Genomic DNA, 15,376 nt, shown 5'->3' on the forward strand with positions numbered 1-15,376 from the left:
CTTGAACGAAAGTAAGATGACGGCATGGGCGGGTGGGGTCTCGTGGTGCCGCGGCGGGACATCGTCCGCGCACCCGGCGAGCGGATTCTCCGGTGGCCGCACCCCGGCCTCGCCGCCCATGTGGCGAGCTACGTCGCGCACGATCTTCCCGACGCGGGCGCGAACTCCTGGCAGGTCACCCCGTTGTCCGTGCTCACCTGGGTGATCGACATCGACGCGCCTGCCAGGGGACCGGATATTCCCGCGTCGCCGGTGCTGGGCCTGCGCGACCGGCCGTTGCGAGTCGACCAGGCAGGCGCTTCGCGCGGGATCATCGTCACCCTGCCCCCGCTCGGTTCGTACGCGTTGTTCGGGATCCCGTTGCGGGAGCTGGCGAACTCGGTCGTCGCGGCGTCGGACCTGCTGCCGTCCGGATCGTTGACCGAACGGCTGGCCGAGGCGGCGGACTGGCCGGAGAGATTCCGGCTGCTGGACGACTACCTCGCGGCGAGGCTCGCTCGCGGCCCCGAGCTGGCCGCACCTGTCCGGTACGCGTGGGACCGGCTTTGCGCGGGCCCGGTCCGCGTCGACGTCCTCGCGGACGAGATCGGCTGGAGTAGGCAGCACCTCAACGTCCGGTTCCGCGAGCAGATCGGGCTGAATCCTCGCACGGTCGGACGGATCGCCCGGCTCAATCGCGTGCTGGCCCTGCTGGACCGGACGTCGTCGCTTTCCTGGGCGGAGGTCGCGCATTCGGGCGGTTACAGCGACCAGGCGCATCTCATCCGTGAGTTTCGGGCGTTGACCGGACGCACCCCGGCCGAGGTCGGGAAGCCGGCGGGGCTGTTCGTTCCGCCCCGGTAAGGCCGTTCGTCTCTCGAAAGCGCACGCACGCGAATTTCCGCGGGACAACGAGCGTTCACCCGATCGGCGGAGGTAGGTTGCGGGGCATGACCCAGGTTTCGACGCCTGCCGAGGCTGCCATGAAGATCACCGGACGCGCCGTCGCCGGGCAGAGGAGCCTGTCGAGCGGGGTGACCGAAGTGGTACTCGACAGCGGCGACACGGTGGTCGTCAAACGGGGCCACGCCCGGAACGCGACACCGGCCGAGGCCGCGGGCCTGCGGTGGCTGGGGGAGCCCGGTGCGGTACGGGTGCCCGAGGTTCGCGGCCACGACGGTGAATGGCTGGTCACGGAACTGGTCGGCGGCGGACGGCCGACGCATCACGCGGCGGAGCGGCTGGGGCGTGGGCTCGCGGAGTTGCACGCGGCCGGTGCGCCGGCGTTCGGCGCGGCGCCGCCGGACGGGCCCGCCGACGCGTGGATCGGCCTGGCCCCGATGGAGAACACGCCGGGCGAGGACTGGCCGACGTGGTACGCCGAGCACCGGGTCCTGCCCTACGTCCGTCGCGCGGTCGACGAGGGCATCCTGAACGGTGACGAAGCCGCTGCCATCGAGCAGGCTTGCGCACGGCTCCCCGAGGTGTCCGAACCTCCGGCGCGCCTGCACGGTGACCTGTGGAACGGCAACGTGCTGTGGGGAGCCGTCGAGGCCTCGCTCATCGATCCGGCCGCCCACGGCGGCCATCGTGAAACCGATCTGGCGATGCTGCAGTTGTTCGGCTGCCCGCTGCTCGACCGGGTGCTCGCCGCCTACCAGGAGGTCGCCCCGCTCGCCGACGGCTGGGCCGACCGGATCGGCGCGCACCAGTTGTTCCCGCTACTGGTCCACACCGTCCTTTTCGGACGGTCCTACGCCGGGCAGGCGGTCGCGGCGGCGAAGGCCGTCGGCCGGTGATTCAGCGCGCGAGGCGGTCGAGCCATTCGGCGAGCATCGCCTGCTCGGCGGAGGTCAGGACATTGCCGGGTTCCTTCTCCAATGCGGCTTTGAGCGCGATGGCGCGGCTGGGGATGTCCGAAGCCTTGTCCGCGCTGTCGGTGGTGATCGCCGCGATCACGTGTTCGCGAGCGGCGGTGATGAGGTCCGGATCGCGCTGCTCCGGCGGGCTCGCGAGGAACGACAGTATCACCCCCATTCCGGTCGCGTGCACCAGCTGCGCGGCTTGCTCGACCGGGACGCGCAGCCTGCCCGCCTCGGCGATGCGTTCGATGATCCGGCGGAGTATCGCGTCGGCCTCCTTGCGTGCTTCGCGAACGCGGGGCTCGCCGTACATGAGCATGTAGAAGGCGGGCTGGTGCAGGCCGAACTCGACGTGGAGGTCCCAGCCTCGCCGGAGGTCGCGCACCGGGTCGCCGGTCTCTCCGAGAGCGTGCTTTCCCTCCAGGTAGCTCTTGAAGCCGTACGTGGCGACGGCATCGAGAAGACCGTCCTTGTCGCCGAAGGTCCGGTAGAGCGTCGGCGCCTGCACTCCGGCGGCGGCGCTGACCGCACGCGTCGACAACGCCTCGCGTCCGCCCTCCTCCAAGAGTTCCGCCGCCGCGCGGATCAACCGGTCCTTCGTGGTCAACGTCATGTATCAACGATAACACTCACGCGGTATCACTGGTTCGATATCGCTGATACAGTGATCTCGTTAGCAATGGAAACCCCTGATGGGAGCACTTGCATGGCACGCGTAGCGATCGTCACCGGCGGTTCGCGGGGCATTGGCAGGCAGTCGGCCGAGCGGCTTGCGTCCGACGGGTTCGCGGTCGTCGTCGTATACGGCGGCAACAAGGACGAGGCGCAGGCCGCGGTCGACGCGATCACCGACGGCGGAGGTCAGGCGATCGCGGCACAGGCCGACGTCGCCGACGAGCAGGCCGTCGCGGCCGTGTTCGACACCGCGGAGAAGACCTTCGGCGGAGTCGACGTCGTGGTCCACGCCGCCGGTGCCATGTACCTGGCGCCGGTGGCCGAACTGGACCTCGACCGGCTGGACCGGTTGCACCGCACCAACATCCGCGGCACCTTCGTGGTCGACCAGCAGGCCGCCCGCCGAGTCCGCGACGGTGGCGCGATCATCAACTTCTCCACGTCGGTACTCGGCCTCGCGCTGCCGGGATACGCCGCCTATGCCGCCTCGAAGGGTGCGGTCGAGGCGATCACTCTGGTCCTCGCCCGCGAATTACGCGGCCGCGACATCACCGTGAACGCGGTCGCCCCCGGCCCGACCGCCACGGCGCTGTTCCTCGACGGCAAGGACGAGGCGACCATCGCGAGCATGGCGGCGCAGCCCCCGCTCGAACGCCTCGGCACCCCGTCCGACATCGCGGAGGTCGTCTCGTTCCTCGCCGGCCCGGCCCGCTGGGTCAACGGTCAGGTCCTTCGCGCCAACGGCGGAATCGTCTGAGCTTCTTGGATCAGAGGTAGCAGTGGTGGCGCGTTGCGAAAGGGGCGGGCCCGCCGACGAATGACGAGCCCGCCCCAGTCCTTTATGGACAGAAGATCAGACGACGGTTCCTTCGGAGTCGTCGTCCGAGTCGGTCTCTTCGATCTTCCACTTCAGCTGGAACTCGACCTCTTCCTCGCCGTCACCGCGCTCGTGCTCGATCGAGAACTGCGCACGAGCGGGGACACGGAACCGTTCCCCGGCGATCTGGATGCGGAAAGAGGTCTCGGACTCGAGCGCGTCGGCGAGCCGGCGCAGTTTCGCGACGACGTCGGCGGTGGAGTAGACGCGTTCGACGTCTCGGGGAGCGGTTCCGGTCACGATTTCCTCCAGTGTCCGACACCCTGGCCGGGTGTCCGTGCCGTCATTCAATCGCGTGATCATCACGTCGTGGAGGCGGGGTCACAGTGACCGGGCGAGGCGGAAGCCGACGTCGTCGACACGGAAGGTCGGGTGGCTGCGGCGCCGTACCGAAGCCCGGCAGCTCCAGTGCTCGTCGAACCAGCCACCGCCCTTGAGGACCCGGTATTCGCCGTACACCTCGGCGTCGTACACGTCCCAGCACCATTCCCAGACGTTGCCGAGCATGTCGTGCAGGCCCCACGCGTTGGGCGCCTTGCCGCCGACTTCGTGCACGGTCTCCGCGGAGTTCTCGCGGTACCAGGCGATCTCGTCGAGCGGCCCGTAGCGCGGACCGCTCGTGCCAGCGCGACAGGCGTGCTCCCATTCCGCTTCGGAGGGCAGCCGATAGCCGTTCGCGGTCCGGTCCCAGACCAGGGAATCCAGCTGGTAGACGGGAGTCAGACCTTCGCGTTCGGACAGGGCGTTGCAGAACTCGAGGGCGTCCTGCCACGAGACGTCGACGAGAGGAAGCCGGCCGGGCTCGCGGGTGACCGGAACCGAGGCGAGCAGAAAGGACGCGACATCGACGGTCCAGTTCCGCTGTGTCCGGCGGTCCGACAGCGGCACCTCGCCCGCGGGCACAGTGATCATCTCCATGGTACGGCCGATGGTACCCACCCCCCGCGTTCATCGATGACGCACGCGGGCGGGCCGCAGGACGAGCGGAAGCGCGAGGAGGGTGATCGCCGCGCTGATCCAGATGGCGTAGCGGTAGTCGCCGGTCGACTCCGTGACGAAACCGGCGAGCACCGGGCCAAGGAACGCGCCCGCGTTCAGCGCGACGGTCGCGAACGAGCCACTCAGCGTCGGAGCTCCCGGGGTCACGTGCATGACCCGGGCCACCAGTGCGGAACCGCAGCCGAACGACAGTCCACCTTGGACGGCCGTCACGACGAACAGGGCGATCGGCTGCGTCCCGACCATCGCCAGCACCGCCCAGCCCACCGGCAGCGCACACAACCCGAGCACCAGGCCGCGCCGGAGTTCGCCGTCTCCCGTGCGGCCCGCCACTGTGACACCGAGGAACGCGCCGACGCCGAAAGCCGCCAGCAGCCCGGAAACCGCTCTGGCGGGGAGGTGGGCGACATCCGTCGCGATGACCGCGAGGAAGGCGAAGGTCGCGAAGGTGGCGCCGTTCACCAACGCGCCGAGGAGCATCGCCTGCCGCACGGGAGTTGCTTTCAGTTCACGGGCTTCGCGCCTGATCGAGACTTCGTGCGGATCCGCCGCGCCGGCCGGTGCGGAACGGAACACCAGCACCAGCGCGGGAAGGCACAACGCGGCGACGGCCCAGAACGCCGACCGCCAGCCCGCGAGGTCGCCCAGTACGGCGCCCGCCGGCACTCCGGCGACACACGACAGCGTGATACCCGCCAACAGGACCGCCGTCGCCCGCGCCTGCTTTCCCTGAGGTGCCAGGGCGACCGCCACGGGCATGGCCACGGCGAGGAATCCGGCGTTGACGATCGCCGCGACGATCCGGGTGCCGAACAGCAGCGGGAAACTCGTCGTCACGGCGCCGATGACGTGCACCACGACGAAGGCGGCCAGGAACCCGGCCAAGGCCCGGCGGCGAGGCCAGTGTGCGCTGAGCACGGCCATGGCGGGCGCGCCGACGATCATTCCGACGGCGTAGGCCGACGTCAGCGCGGCGGCCGCGCCCACCGGGACGGACAGTTCACCGGCGATCCCCGGCACGAGGCCGGAAGCCATGAATTCGGAGGTGCCTTGCGCGAAGACGGCAAGGCCGAGGACATAGACGAACAGGGGCAACAGACGACTCCCAAGGAAAAGTGAGCAGGAGGAAGCCGTGCGCGGGGCAGGAGGAAACCCGGCCGGACGCACGGAACAGCGCTCCGGTCACCGGGAAGCGAGAGGGCCGACGCCTAACGGCCGGACACGACGACTCGCCGCCGGATGACCGGCGGCTGGGTTCTGTCCGACTCGGGGCTCGTCACGGGAACGCACACTACACACGCCCGCCGCCGCCCCTCAACCCGATTGCCTGTCACCGCGGAAAACGATGTCCGTTCCGCGTACCGGAACGCTTTCGTTGCCCGCTGGATTGAACCCGAGTAATGCACTCTGACCTGCGGTTTTCGTGATTGTTTCGGTACTGGGATTCGGTTAATCTCGACTTCATGATTCCCACTGTTGTCTGGGGTACAGGCAACATCGGCCGCGCCTCCATCCGGGCCGTCGACGCGCATCCGGCGCTGGAACTCACCGGTGTGCTCGTGCACGATCCCGCGAAGGTCGGCCGCGACGCGGCCGCGCTCGCGGGAATCGACGGCGAACTGGGTGTGGCGGCGACCGATGACGTCGAAGCGATTCTGGCGGCGGGTCCGCGAGCGGTGGTGTACGCGGCGTCCGGCGACATCCGGCCCGCCGACGCGCTGGCCGACATCGTCCGCGCGATCCGGGCCGGGGCGGTGGTGGTGACGCCCGCGCTCTACGCGTTGTACGACCAGCGCAACGCGCCCGAAGAACTGCGCGAGCCGGTGCTCGCGGCGATCGCGGAGGGCGGCGGGTCGCTGTTCGTCTCCGGAGTGGATCCGGGATGGGGCAACGACATCCTGCCGTTGCTGATCAGCGGGCTCGGCACCACCGTCGACGTGGTCCGCTGCCAGGAGATCTTCGACTACTCCACCTACGACCAGCCGGACTCCGTCCGCTACCTGGTCGGGATGGGGCAGCCGATGGACTACGAGCCGCCGATGCTCGCCCCGTCGGTGCCCACGATGGTGTGGGGTGGGCAGGTGCGGCTGATCGCCCGTGGTCTCGGGGTCGACCTGGACGAGATCCGGGAGACGCTCCACCGCCGTCCGCTGGAGACGACCGTGACCACGCGGGCGATGGGCGAGTTCGAAGCCGGCACGCAGGGCGCGGTCCGCTTCGAAGTGCAGGGAATCGTGGACGGCGAGCCCCGGATCGTCATCGAGCACGTCACGCGGATCCACTCGTCGTGCGCGCGGGACTGGCCGATGCCGCCCAGCGGCGACGGGGCGCACAAGGTGATCATCGAGGGCCGTCCCCGGATCGAAGTCTCGGTCGAGGCCACCGACGAGGGCGAGAACCGGTCCGCCGGCGGTAACGCGACCGCGGTCGGCAGGCTGGTCGGCGCCATCGACTGGCTCGTGGACGCGAAACCGGGCCTCTACGACGCACTCGACGTCCCCCTGAGACCGGCGACCGGCAAGCTCGGAAGGAGCGCGCGATGAACATCGACATTCCCGAGGGCAAGGACCCGATCGGCTACGTGTGGGGCGAGATGGTGCCCGGGATCGGTGTCGCGGCGTCGCAACTCTCGCTCGCGGTGTACTCGCACACCACACTGGGGCTCCGCGAGTTCGAGGCGGCCCGGTTGCGGATCGCGCAGATCAACGGTTGCGTCTTCTGCCTGGACTGGCGGACCGAGCGTGACGGGGTGAAGGTCGAGGAGGAGTTCGCCGACGCGGTGACCGAGTGGCGGACCACCGACGCGTTCGACGAGCGGACCCGGCTGGCCGCCGAGTACGCCGAACGCTACGCGCTCGACCACCACGGCATCGACGACGAATTCTGGAAGCGGATGTCCGAGCATTACAGCCAGAAGGAAATCGTCGAGTTGAGCATGAGCATCGGTTCCTGGCTCGCCTTCGGACGGCTGAACCACGTTTTGGGGATCGACACCGTCTGCGTTCTGCCGAAGATATGACAGTGCTTGTTCAAAGAATAGGCCGGGGGTGCCGCCCCCGGCCTATTGTAGATCGTCGTCACAGATCGGTGGCGACGATCTTTTCGATGTTCCTTTCCGCCAGCGCGGTGATGGTGACGAACGGGTTCACCGAGGTGTTCCCCGGAATCAGCGCGCCGTCGATCACGTAAAGCCCCGGATATCCGTGGAGCCTGCCGTAATTGTCGGTCGCCTTGCCGAGTACCGCGCCGCCGAGCGGGTGGTACGTGAGGTGGTCGCCCCAGATCTTGTACGTGCCGAAGAGGTCGGTCCGGTAGATCGTGCCCTCTTTGGAATTGATCTTGTCGAAGATCGTCTTCGCCATCTCGATCGACGGCTGCTTCCACGCGGTCTGCCAGTCGAGGTCGACCCTGTTCGCGCTCGGGTTCCAGGAGAACGACGCGCGGTGGGGGTTCTTGGTGATCGACAGGTAGAACGAAGCGTAGGTCTCGATGCCGGTCGGCAGGGGTGCGACCTCGGCGAACGCGCCACCCGCCGCCCAGTTGTCGATACCCGCGGTGGGGATGGACGACTGCAACGCCCCGGTGGCGTCCCACATGTGGTTGGCTCGTCCGCACATGACGTTCCCGTTGTCGCCCCAGCCTTTTCCGACCTCGTTGCTGAGGTTGGGCAGCGCACCGGTGGCCCTGAGCTTGACCAGCAGTTTGCTCGTGCCGACGCTGCCGGCGGCGAAGAACACCTTGTCCGCGGTGACGGACTTCGTCGCCGTCACGGTGCCGCCGGTGTCGAGCTGCTCCATCACCACGGTGTACCCGCCGCCGGACGCGGGCGTCACCGAGGTGACGCGGTGCAGCGCCGAGATCGTCACCCGCCCCGTCGCCTTGATCCGCGGGAGATAGGTCTGCTGCAACGACTTCTTTCCGGCGTTGTTGCCGTAGAGGATCTCTCCGGCCAGCGCCGACCTCGGAACCGTGCCCGCCTGTTCCTTCTTCATGTAGTCCCAGTCGTACACGTCCGGGACGAACAGGAACGGGAAACCGGACCGCTGCGCGTGTTTCCGGCCGACTCGCGCGTACTGGTAGCACTCGGCGGTCTCGAACCAGTTCGGGTCGATGGTGGCGACGCCGAGACCCGCGTTGGCGCGCGGGTAGTAAACGCCGTACATCTCGTCGGCGTTGACCGTGGGCAGGACGGCGCCGAAGTTCTCCCGTTTCGGCGTGACGGCCATGCCGCCGTTCACGAGCGAGCCGCCACCGACGCCGCGGCCCTGGTAGACGGTGATGCCGCTGAAGTCCTCGGCGTCGAGGATCCCGGTGTGACGCGGGACGTCCTTGTCCAGCGGGAAGCCGAGGAAGTTGCTCAACGGCTGCTTTGTCCTCGTCCTCAGCCAGAAGGAGCGGTAGTCGGGTTTGGTGGTGTTGGCGAAGATCTTGCCATCCGTGCCCGGGGTGTCCCAGGCCATGCCGAGCTCGACGAGATGGACGTCGACGCCGGCCTCGGCGAGCCGGAGCGCGGCGACACAGCCGCCGTATCCGGAACCGATGACGAGTGCCGGGATTCGGGCGGCGTCGGCGATCGAACTTTTCGCGGAAGCGGTCCCGCCGAGGGCAGCCGCTCCCAGGATAGAACCAGTTCCAGCAATAAAGAGGCGGCGGGATAACTGTCCGGAAGCGCTTCTCCGCATGGTTTCGTCGCTCACGTGATCTTCCTCACCGTTGAGGGATTTAGAACAAGTTATACCTGCGGCTATGCCGGGTGGCAATAAAGATGGCCGATAGGCCACTATGTACTGCTGTGGAGTCCACTCGAGTTGATCGCTGGCTGTGGGCCGTCCGGCTGACCAAGACGCGCCCGGACGCCGCGGCGGCATGCCGTGGCGGCCATGTCCGCGTGAACGGCAAACCGGCCAAACCCGCGACCACGGTCGTGGCGGGTGACGAAGTGCGTGCGCGGGTGCACGACACGACGCGGATCCTGGAAGTGACGCGCGTGATCCAGAAAAGGGTCGGTGCCGCCGACGCCGCCACCTGCTTCATCGACCGGACGCCGGCGCCGCCGCCCGAGGCCGCCATCCCGGTCGCGCGGCGAGAGCGGGGCGCGGGGCGTCCGACGAAGCGGGAGCGCCGCGTGCTCGACCGGTTCCGTTCGGGTGAGGGCTGACCTGCCTACCCGTTGGCGCACAAGGTGTCACCGAGCGCCGAGCGCGCGTAGAACACTTCGCGTCCGGTCCGATGGCGCGTGATCAAGCCGGTGTCGTGCAGGACCTTCAGGTGCTGACTGACCGCGCCGGGCGCCATGGACAGCCGGTGGGCGAGCGCGGTCGTCGTCACCGCGTCGGCGATGGCCACGAGGACGCGGGCGCGCGTCCGCCCGATCAAGGCAACTCCCCGGTGCCGGGCAGGCCGGAGGCGTGACGGACGACGTAACGGAGGCGTTCGTTCGTCGCTACCTGGAGGCGTTCTCCATCCATATCTCGACCTTCGTCCGTTCACATACGTGGACATGATTCACATCCGTTGACGAGCAACAGGGACGTGAACTATAAAGACGGGGTCCGGGTGTACACGCCGCAACACCTTCCGTCAGTCCGTCACGGAGGTTTCGGGTGTCCCGAAAAAGTCCTCTTCGTCGTGCCGTCCTCCCGGCGGTCGCCGCCGTGGTCGCCACCGCCGCACTCCTGCAGGTACCGCCCCAGGTGGCGGACGCGGCACCGGGACCCGGCGCGCTGACCGGCCTCGACCTCGGAGCGGCGAACCGCCGCGCGCCGGTCGCGGGGCTCTACGACTGGTCCAAAGCCGGGTATCGCGGCGGTGCCGCGCTGCCCGGCTCCGGTGAGGTGAATCCGAATGCCACCTGCCAGGTCACCGCGGCCGAGCTGGCGAGCCAGTACAACGTCAAACCCGACGACGGCGCCGACGACACGAACGGTATCCAGGCGGCGATCGACGGGATCAAGAGCGCGTGCTCGCCGTCCGGGAGCTACACCAAGCTCAGCACGATCACCTTCCCGGCGGGCCGATTCGACGTCACGCACGAGATCCACGTCGACGCCGACTACCTGATCCTGCGCGGCGCGGGCAAGGACGCCACGAAGTTCGTCTACAAACCCGACGCGAACACCCTCTACGACACCCTCACCCCGGACGGTTCCGACTGGGACGAGGACGGGATGACCTCGGGCGCGGGCAAGGGCGGCTGGCTGTGGCCCGGTCGCGGGCTGTTCCGTGTCCAGTCCAGGGGAGTGCACACGTCCTACTCCAGCGACTACGCCTCGGCGCCCGCGAACCGCAAGGACATCTTCGAGGGCACCATCAACGTCCATTGGAAGGCCGGGGTGAAGCTGCGGGGCAAGCCGGGCGACACCGCGTTCGCCGCGCGGATGGGGGACAAGGTCGTCCACTTGGCGAGCAGCGGCGCGCTGACCGCGCTCGCCGCCGGGAACCTGGTCAACATCAGGGCGGCCAACTCGCTGAAGTTCTACGAGCAGCAGCAGGCGACGCCGACCACGTTCCCGTTGCTGAACATGCACATGCGCCAGCAGATCTTCACGATCGCGGCGCTCGACACGTCCGCCCGCACGATCACCCTGGACAAACCGCTCGAGTACGACGTCCCGGTGAACTCCACTTCGGACGGTTCGGCCCCGATCGACGGCGCCACCTACGACTCGAAGGCGGCGCCGCTGGTCGACCCGGTGCTCGGAGTCGGATTCGAGAACCTCGGCTTCACCCAGGACATGCCGGGGCTGAACCCCGCGGAGGCGGACAACAACTACGGGAACATGGCGCCCGCCGCGGAGATGCACGGGATCGTCTTCAAATGGGCGGCGAACTCCTGGGTCCGCGGCGTCCGCGCGGAGATGACCGGATCACATCCGATCGTCACCGAGGAGGCCAAGAACCTCCAGATCGTCGACAACGAACTCAACGGTTCGTGGAACAAGGGCAAGGGCGGCAACGGCTACTTCCGCGGCTCCCGCGTCTGGGATTCGCTCTACGCCGGCAACACTTCGACCCTGCTGCGGCATTTCACCTTCCAATGGTCCGCCGCGGGCAACGTGGTGATCGGCAACTCGTTCGACTCCGACCTCAACCTGCACGGCGGCTGGGAACGCAACAACCTGTTCGAACTCAACACCGTCAAGGTCTCGTACGCGCACCGCTCCGGGAACTGCCGGGCCAACTGCGGCGAGGAGGGTGGCGGCGGTCCCGACGACTCGAACTGGTTCCCGATCTGGTGGGGCGCGGGCAAGAAGGCGGTCAAGTGGTCGGGCGCTTCCGGCTACCGCAACGTGTTCTTCAACAACGCCATGACCAAGCAGGTCGCGGACAACGGGCCGTATAACGACTTCTACGCCGACCGGCACCGCGTCCACTCCTTCGGCTGGGACGGCACCGCGTACAAACACCTCGATATCGGCGGCACACCGATCGCCGACTGGGCGAAGAACGAGCAGCGGGACTACACCGGAGGGCACGGGGTCGACGCCACCAAGACCGACGCCGCTTCGTCACTCTTCCTGAAGTCCGTCGACGGGACCCCGCCGTCCTCGCCGGCGAGCCAGAGCCCCACCACGACGACACCGACCACCACGACGACCCAGACCCCGAGTGCGTGCCTGAACGCGACGTTCACCCGTAAGTCGGTGTGGGACAGCGGCTACGGTGCCGGCTTCACCGTCACCAACACCTGTTCGGCCGCCGTCGGTTCATGGGCGGTCGAGTTCGACCTGCCCGCCGGGACGACCATCACCGGATCGTGGAGTTCGGTGCTGGCGAGGACCGGACAGCACTACCGGTTCGGGAACGCGGCCCACAACGGGAGCGTCAAACCCGGCGGCACGGCGACGTTCGGCTTCAACGCCGCCGGTCAGGGACTCCCGGTCGCGTGCTCGATCGCCGGAACCAAATGCGGAGGCACGGAATGACGAGGAAACGACTGCACGCCGCGATCGCGGCCACGGCGTCGGCGGCGGGCCTGTTCGGCGCCGTCGTCACCGCCGAGGCCGCCGCGCCCAGCCTGACCGCGGCCTTCGCCCAGAGCTCGGTGTGGGACAGCGGATACGGCGGTAAGTACACGCTGACCAACGCGGGCGACGCGAACAGTACGCAGTGGACGATCGAGTTCGATCTCCCCGAAGGCACCGCGATCACGACGTCGTGGAGTTCGGTGCTCACCAGGACCGGCCAGCACTACAAGGTCACCAACGCCGGCTTCAACGGCACGATCAAACCCGGCGGCACCGCGTCGTTCGGCTTCAACACCTCGGGGCTCGGCCTGCCGACCGGCTGCACGATCAACGGCAGCCCGTGCGGGGGAGGGGCGCCGAGCACCACCACGACCCCGCCCACCACCACGACCACGAGCAAACCGCCGACGACGACCACCAGTGTTCCCGCGGGAGACGTGATCGACGTGAGCACGGCGGCGGAGCTGCGGGCCGCGCTGGCCGTCGCGAGCCCCGGCCGGACCATCCGGCTGGCCGCCGGAACCTATCGGGGTTCCTTCGTGGCCACGAAACCCGGCACGGCGGGCGCGCCGATCACGGTGACCGGACCGTCGACGGCGATCCTGATCAACGACGGCCCGTCCGGTGAGGCGCCTTCCTGCCCGGCGCCGACCGCGGGCTGGGACTCCGGGTACGGCTTCTGGCTCTACGGTGCGCCGTACTGGCACCTGAAGGGCTTCACCGTGCAGGAGTCGAAGAAGGGCGTCGTCGCGGACAACTCGCACCACACCGTGATCGAGGGAGTGCGAGTACACCGGATCGACGAGGAGGCCGTGCACTTCCGCCGTTCCTCGGCGGACAGTGTCATCCGTGATTCGACGATCAGCCACACCGGTCTCGTGCAGGCGGGTTACGGCGAGGGCGTCTACCTGGGCTCCGCGAACTCGAACTGGGCGTGCCACGGGAACTCGGGCGGGGTCGACCGCAGCGACCGGATCCAGGTGCTCGACAACCACATCGGGCCGTACGTCTCCGCGGAGGCCATCGATGTCAAAGAGGGCACCGTGGACGGCGTCATCCGGGGCAACACCTTCGACGGTCAAGGGGTTTCCGGGCAGAATTCGGCCGATTCCTGGGTCGACGTCAAGGGGTCCGGGTACGTGATCGAGGGCAACACCGGCACCTTCGCTTCGCCGGGGACGTTCGCGAACGGCTACGAGACGCACAATCCCGGCACCACCCCGTCGTTCCCGAACGGGTGCGGGAACGTGTGGCGGGACAACAAGTCCGATCTCGGCGGGGTCGGCCAGTACGCCATCAAGATCACGTCGACGTCGAAGTGCTCGGATCGGCCCAACGTCGTCCACGCGTCCAACACCGTGTCGAGGGCGGTGAACGGGCTGACCAACATTCCCGTCACGCCTTGACAGACGCCGGGGACGGGAGCTCCACGGCTCCCGTCCCCGGCGGGTTTCGAGGGGTAAGGCGAAGGTGGCGTGCGGTCGGCCCGTCGGCTGGAGGGCGTCGCGAAAGCCACAGTGACATTCGCCGGCGAGCCGGTCAGGTGGGTGACAACTGCCTTTCCTCTCATCAGTCCCGGACCGCGGTGATCGCGACGGTGGCGTAGCGCACGGTGAACCGCCCGCCCATCCCGTCGATCACCGCGCCGACTTCAGCGAGGATCTCTTGGCGCACTGTGGATTCGACCCAGGTGAGCGAGCCGAACGTGGGGAGTTGGTCCAGCCATTCGTCCCGGGTGTAGACCCTGGCCCAGTCGTGGCGGCTTCGTTCCGGTTCGCCGAACCCGCCTGCTTCGCGCAGGCCGTCGGCGACCTTCACGATGAGTGGCCCGTACGGGTCAGAGGGTTGTTTCGGCACGCTGTCGAGATCGATCGGGGAATCCGGCACGAGCCGCCGGTAAGCGTCCGCCAAGGCGTTCGCGACCTTTTCCGGCGGTTCGGGTACGTGCCAGAACGCGGCCAAGAGCCCGCCGGGCCGTAGCACTTCGGCGGCCTTGGCGGCGCCCGCCACCGGGTCGACCCAGTGCCAGGCCTGCCCGGAGACGAGCAGATCGAACCGGCGTCCGGCGGGGTCCCATTCCTCGAACTTCGCGACCTCGACGTCGACGCCGCTCCGGCGGGCGAACTCCGCCATCCGCGAGTCCGGCTCGACGCCAAGGACGTGACAACCCGCCGCCTGGAACTGGCGCGCTTCGATTCCGGTGCCTGCGCCCACATCGAGGACACCGCGGCCGGGCGCGGCGGCGATGAGGTGATCGATGAGTTCCGGGGGATAGGCGGGCCGGGTGCGGTCGTAGCGCTCGACGTCCGCGCCGAAGGAATCCGCGGCCTGTCGATAGCGATGAGGCTCTTGCCCCGAAGGTAGAGTGGGCATGCGCCCACCTTAAGTGGGCGATTGCCCACTCGTCAACGCAAGGGAGCCGTATGCCGACCGGGGTAGCCCTGCGCGCCGTCCGCGCGCAGTTGTTCGACGCGGCGGAGCGTGTCCTGCTGCGGGAGGGGCCGAGCGGGCTCACGAGCCGCGCGGTGACCACGGAGGCGGACTGCGCGAAAGGTGTCCTTCACCGGCATTTCGACGACTTCGACGGATTCCTGGCCGAGTTCGTGATGGACCGGATCGAGAAGCTGGACGAGAAGGGTCTTCGGGAAGCCGTCGGTACCGGAACGGTCGTGGACAACCTCACCTCGGCGCTCATCGCGGTGTTCGAGTCGGTCGCGGTCGCGATCGTCCCGCTCGTGATCTTCCGCGACGAGCTGCGTGCCCGGTTGCGCCGCGAGTGGCCCGCCGGGGTCCCGGTGCTGACCCAGGCCGCCATCATGATCGGTGGCTACCTCGACGCGGAACGGGCGCAGGACAGGATCGCGGCGGACGCCGACGTCGAGACCCTCGCGGCCACGCTCATCGGCGCCACACACCTGCTCTATGCCGACCGCACCGCGCCCGCGCCGGAAACGGCGCAGGTGCGGAAGGTGGTGGAGACGGTGATCGGGACTTGACAGCGCGGTGACGCCGCTGCC

General features: G+C 68.4%; 16 protein-coding genes. 9 read left to right on the plus strand and 7 right to left on the minus strand.

The features are described 5' to 3' along the window. The first annotated feature begins 24 nt into the window (after positions 1-24). Positions 25-843 (plus strand): helix-turn-helix domain-containing protein, encoded by an 819-nt coding sequence (locus AC0685_RS35070; RefSeq protein WP_478229420.1) that lies wholly within the window; start codon positions 25-27, stop codon positions 841-843. A gap of 86 nt (positions 844-929) precedes the next feature. Then, positions 930-1,778, plus strand: a complete 849-nt coding sequence (locus AC0685_RS35075; protein ID WP_478229421.1) for a fructosamine kinase family protein — start codon at positions 930-932, stop codon at positions 1,776-1,778. 1 nt (position 1,779) lies between these two features. On the opposite strand, the gene AC0685_RS35080 is transcribed toward AC0685_RS35075, so the two are convergent. Then, the gene (locus AC0685_RS35080) at positions 1,780-2,454 is read right to left on the minus strand and encodes a TetR/AcrR family transcriptional regulator (RefSeq protein WP_340681732.1); all 675 of its coding nucleotides are present in this window, start codon (positions 2,452-2,454) and stop codon (positions 1,780-1,782) included. A gap of 93 nt (positions 2,455-2,547) precedes the next feature. Between AC0685_RS35080 and AC0685_RS35085 the strand changes: the two genes are divergently transcribed. After that, entirely contained in the window at positions 2,548-3,273 is a 726-nt protein-coding gene (locus AC0685_RS35085) for an SDR family oxidoreductase (RefSeq protein WP_340681733.1), read from the plus strand. Between the two features lie 96 nt (positions 3,274-3,369). Here AC0685_RS35085 and AC0685_RS35090 read toward each other — a convergent pair whose 3' ends face one another. The 3 genes from AC0685_RS35090 to AC0685_RS35100 form a co-directional block, all read right to left on the minus strand. Further along, complete coding sequence (locus AC0685_RS35090) at positions 3,370-3,633, minus strand: amphi-Trp domain-containing protein (RefSeq protein ID WP_125677397.1); 264 nt, start codon at positions 3,631-3,633, stop codon at positions 3,370-3,372. 81 nt (positions 3,634-3,714) lie between these two features. Continuing rightward, the gene (locus AC0685_RS35095; RefSeq protein ID WP_478229422.1) at positions 3,715-4,311 is read right to left on the minus strand and encodes a formylglycine-generating enzyme family protein; all 597 of its coding nucleotides are present in this window, start codon (positions 4,309-4,311) and stop codon (positions 3,715-3,717) included. A gap of 30 nt (positions 4,312-4,341) precedes the next feature. Further along, positions 4,342-5,487: a Cmx/CmrA family chloramphenicol efflux MFS transporter gene (locus AC0685_RS35100; protein WP_478229423.1), complete on the minus strand. Its 1,146-nt coding sequence runs from the start codon at positions 5,485-5,487 to the stop codon at positions 4,342-4,344. Positions 5,488-5,855: 368 nt separating this feature from the next. On the opposite strand from AC0685_RS35100, the gene AC0685_RS35105 reads away from it, so the two are divergent. Both AC0685_RS35105 and AC0685_RS35110 read left to right on the plus strand, forming a co-directional pair. Beyond that, positions 5,856-6,935: an NAD(P)H-dependent amine dehydrogenase family protein gene (locus AC0685_RS35105; protein ID WP_478229424.1), complete on the plus strand. Its 1,080-nt coding sequence runs from the start codon at positions 5,856-5,858 to the stop codon at positions 6,933-6,935. Next, positions 6,932-7,411, plus strand: a complete 480-nt coding sequence (locus AC0685_RS35110) for a carboxymuconolactone decarboxylase family protein (RefSeq protein ID WP_340681737.1) — start codon at positions 6,932-6,934, stop codon at positions 7,409-7,411. The genes AC0685_RS35105 and AC0685_RS35110 overlap by 4 nt, the downstream gene beginning before the upstream one ends. A 58-nt stretch (positions 7,412-7,469) precedes the next feature. Here the strand turns inward: AC0685_RS35110 and AC0685_RS35115 are convergent, their stop codons facing one another. Continuing rightward, positions 7,470-9,089 carry a GMC oxidoreductase gene (locus AC0685_RS35115; protein ID WP_478229425.1) on the minus strand — a complete coding sequence of 540 codons (1,620 nt, stop codon included), beginning with the start codon at positions 9,087-9,089 and terminating at the stop codon, positions 7,470-7,472. 95 nt (positions 9,090-9,184) lie between these two features. Here AC0685_RS35115 and AC0685_RS35120 point away from each other — a divergent pair, with 95 nt between their 5' ends. Continuing rightward, positions 9,185-9,550, plus strand: a complete 366-nt coding sequence (locus AC0685_RS35120) for an RNA-binding S4 domain-containing protein (RefSeq protein WP_340681739.1) — start codon at positions 9,185-9,187, stop codon at positions 9,548-9,550. A 5-nt stretch (positions 9,551-9,555) separates the two neighbouring features. Here AC0685_RS35120 and AC0685_RS35125 read toward each other — a convergent pair whose 3' ends face one another. Next, positions 9,556-9,768: an ArsR/SmtB family transcription factor gene (locus AC0685_RS35125; protein ID WP_478229426.1), complete on the minus strand. Its 213-nt coding sequence runs from the start codon at positions 9,766-9,768 to the stop codon at positions 9,556-9,558. Positions 9,769-9,995: 227 nt separating this feature from the next. Between AC0685_RS35125 and AC0685_RS35130 the strand changes: the two genes are divergently transcribed. Further along, the gene (locus AC0685_RS35130; protein ID WP_478229427.1) at positions 9,996-12,317 is read left to right on the plus strand and encodes a cellulose binding domain-containing protein; all 2,322 of its coding nucleotides are present in this window, start codon (positions 9,996-9,998) and stop codon (positions 12,315-12,317) included. Continuing rightward, positions 12,314-13,765 (plus strand): cellulose binding domain-containing protein, encoded by a 1,452-nt coding sequence (locus AC0685_RS35135; protein WP_478229428.1) that lies wholly within the window; start codon positions 12,314-12,316, stop codon positions 13,763-13,765. The genes AC0685_RS35130 and AC0685_RS35135 overlap by 4 nt, the downstream gene beginning before the upstream one ends. 163 nt (positions 13,766-13,928) lie before the next feature. On the opposite strand, the gene AC0685_RS35140 is transcribed toward AC0685_RS35135, so the two are convergent. Beyond that, a complete protein-coding gene (locus tag AC0685_RS35140) occupies positions 13,929-14,732 on the minus strand; it encodes a class I SAM-dependent methyltransferase (RefSeq protein ID WP_478229429.1) in 804 nt (267 codons plus the stop codon). Between the two features lie 50 nt (positions 14,733-14,782). On the opposite strand from AC0685_RS35140, the gene AC0685_RS35145 reads away from it, so the two are divergent. Further along, on the plus strand, positions 14,783-15,355 hold the full coding sequence (locus AC0685_RS35145) for a TetR/AcrR family transcriptional regulator (protein WP_478229430.1): 573 nt from the start codon (positions 14,783-14,785) through the stop codon (positions 15,353-15,355). The last annotated feature ends 21 nt before the right edge of the window (positions 15,356-15,376 follow it).

This window comes from Amycolatopsis sp. NPDC043889 (assembly GCF_056435645.1).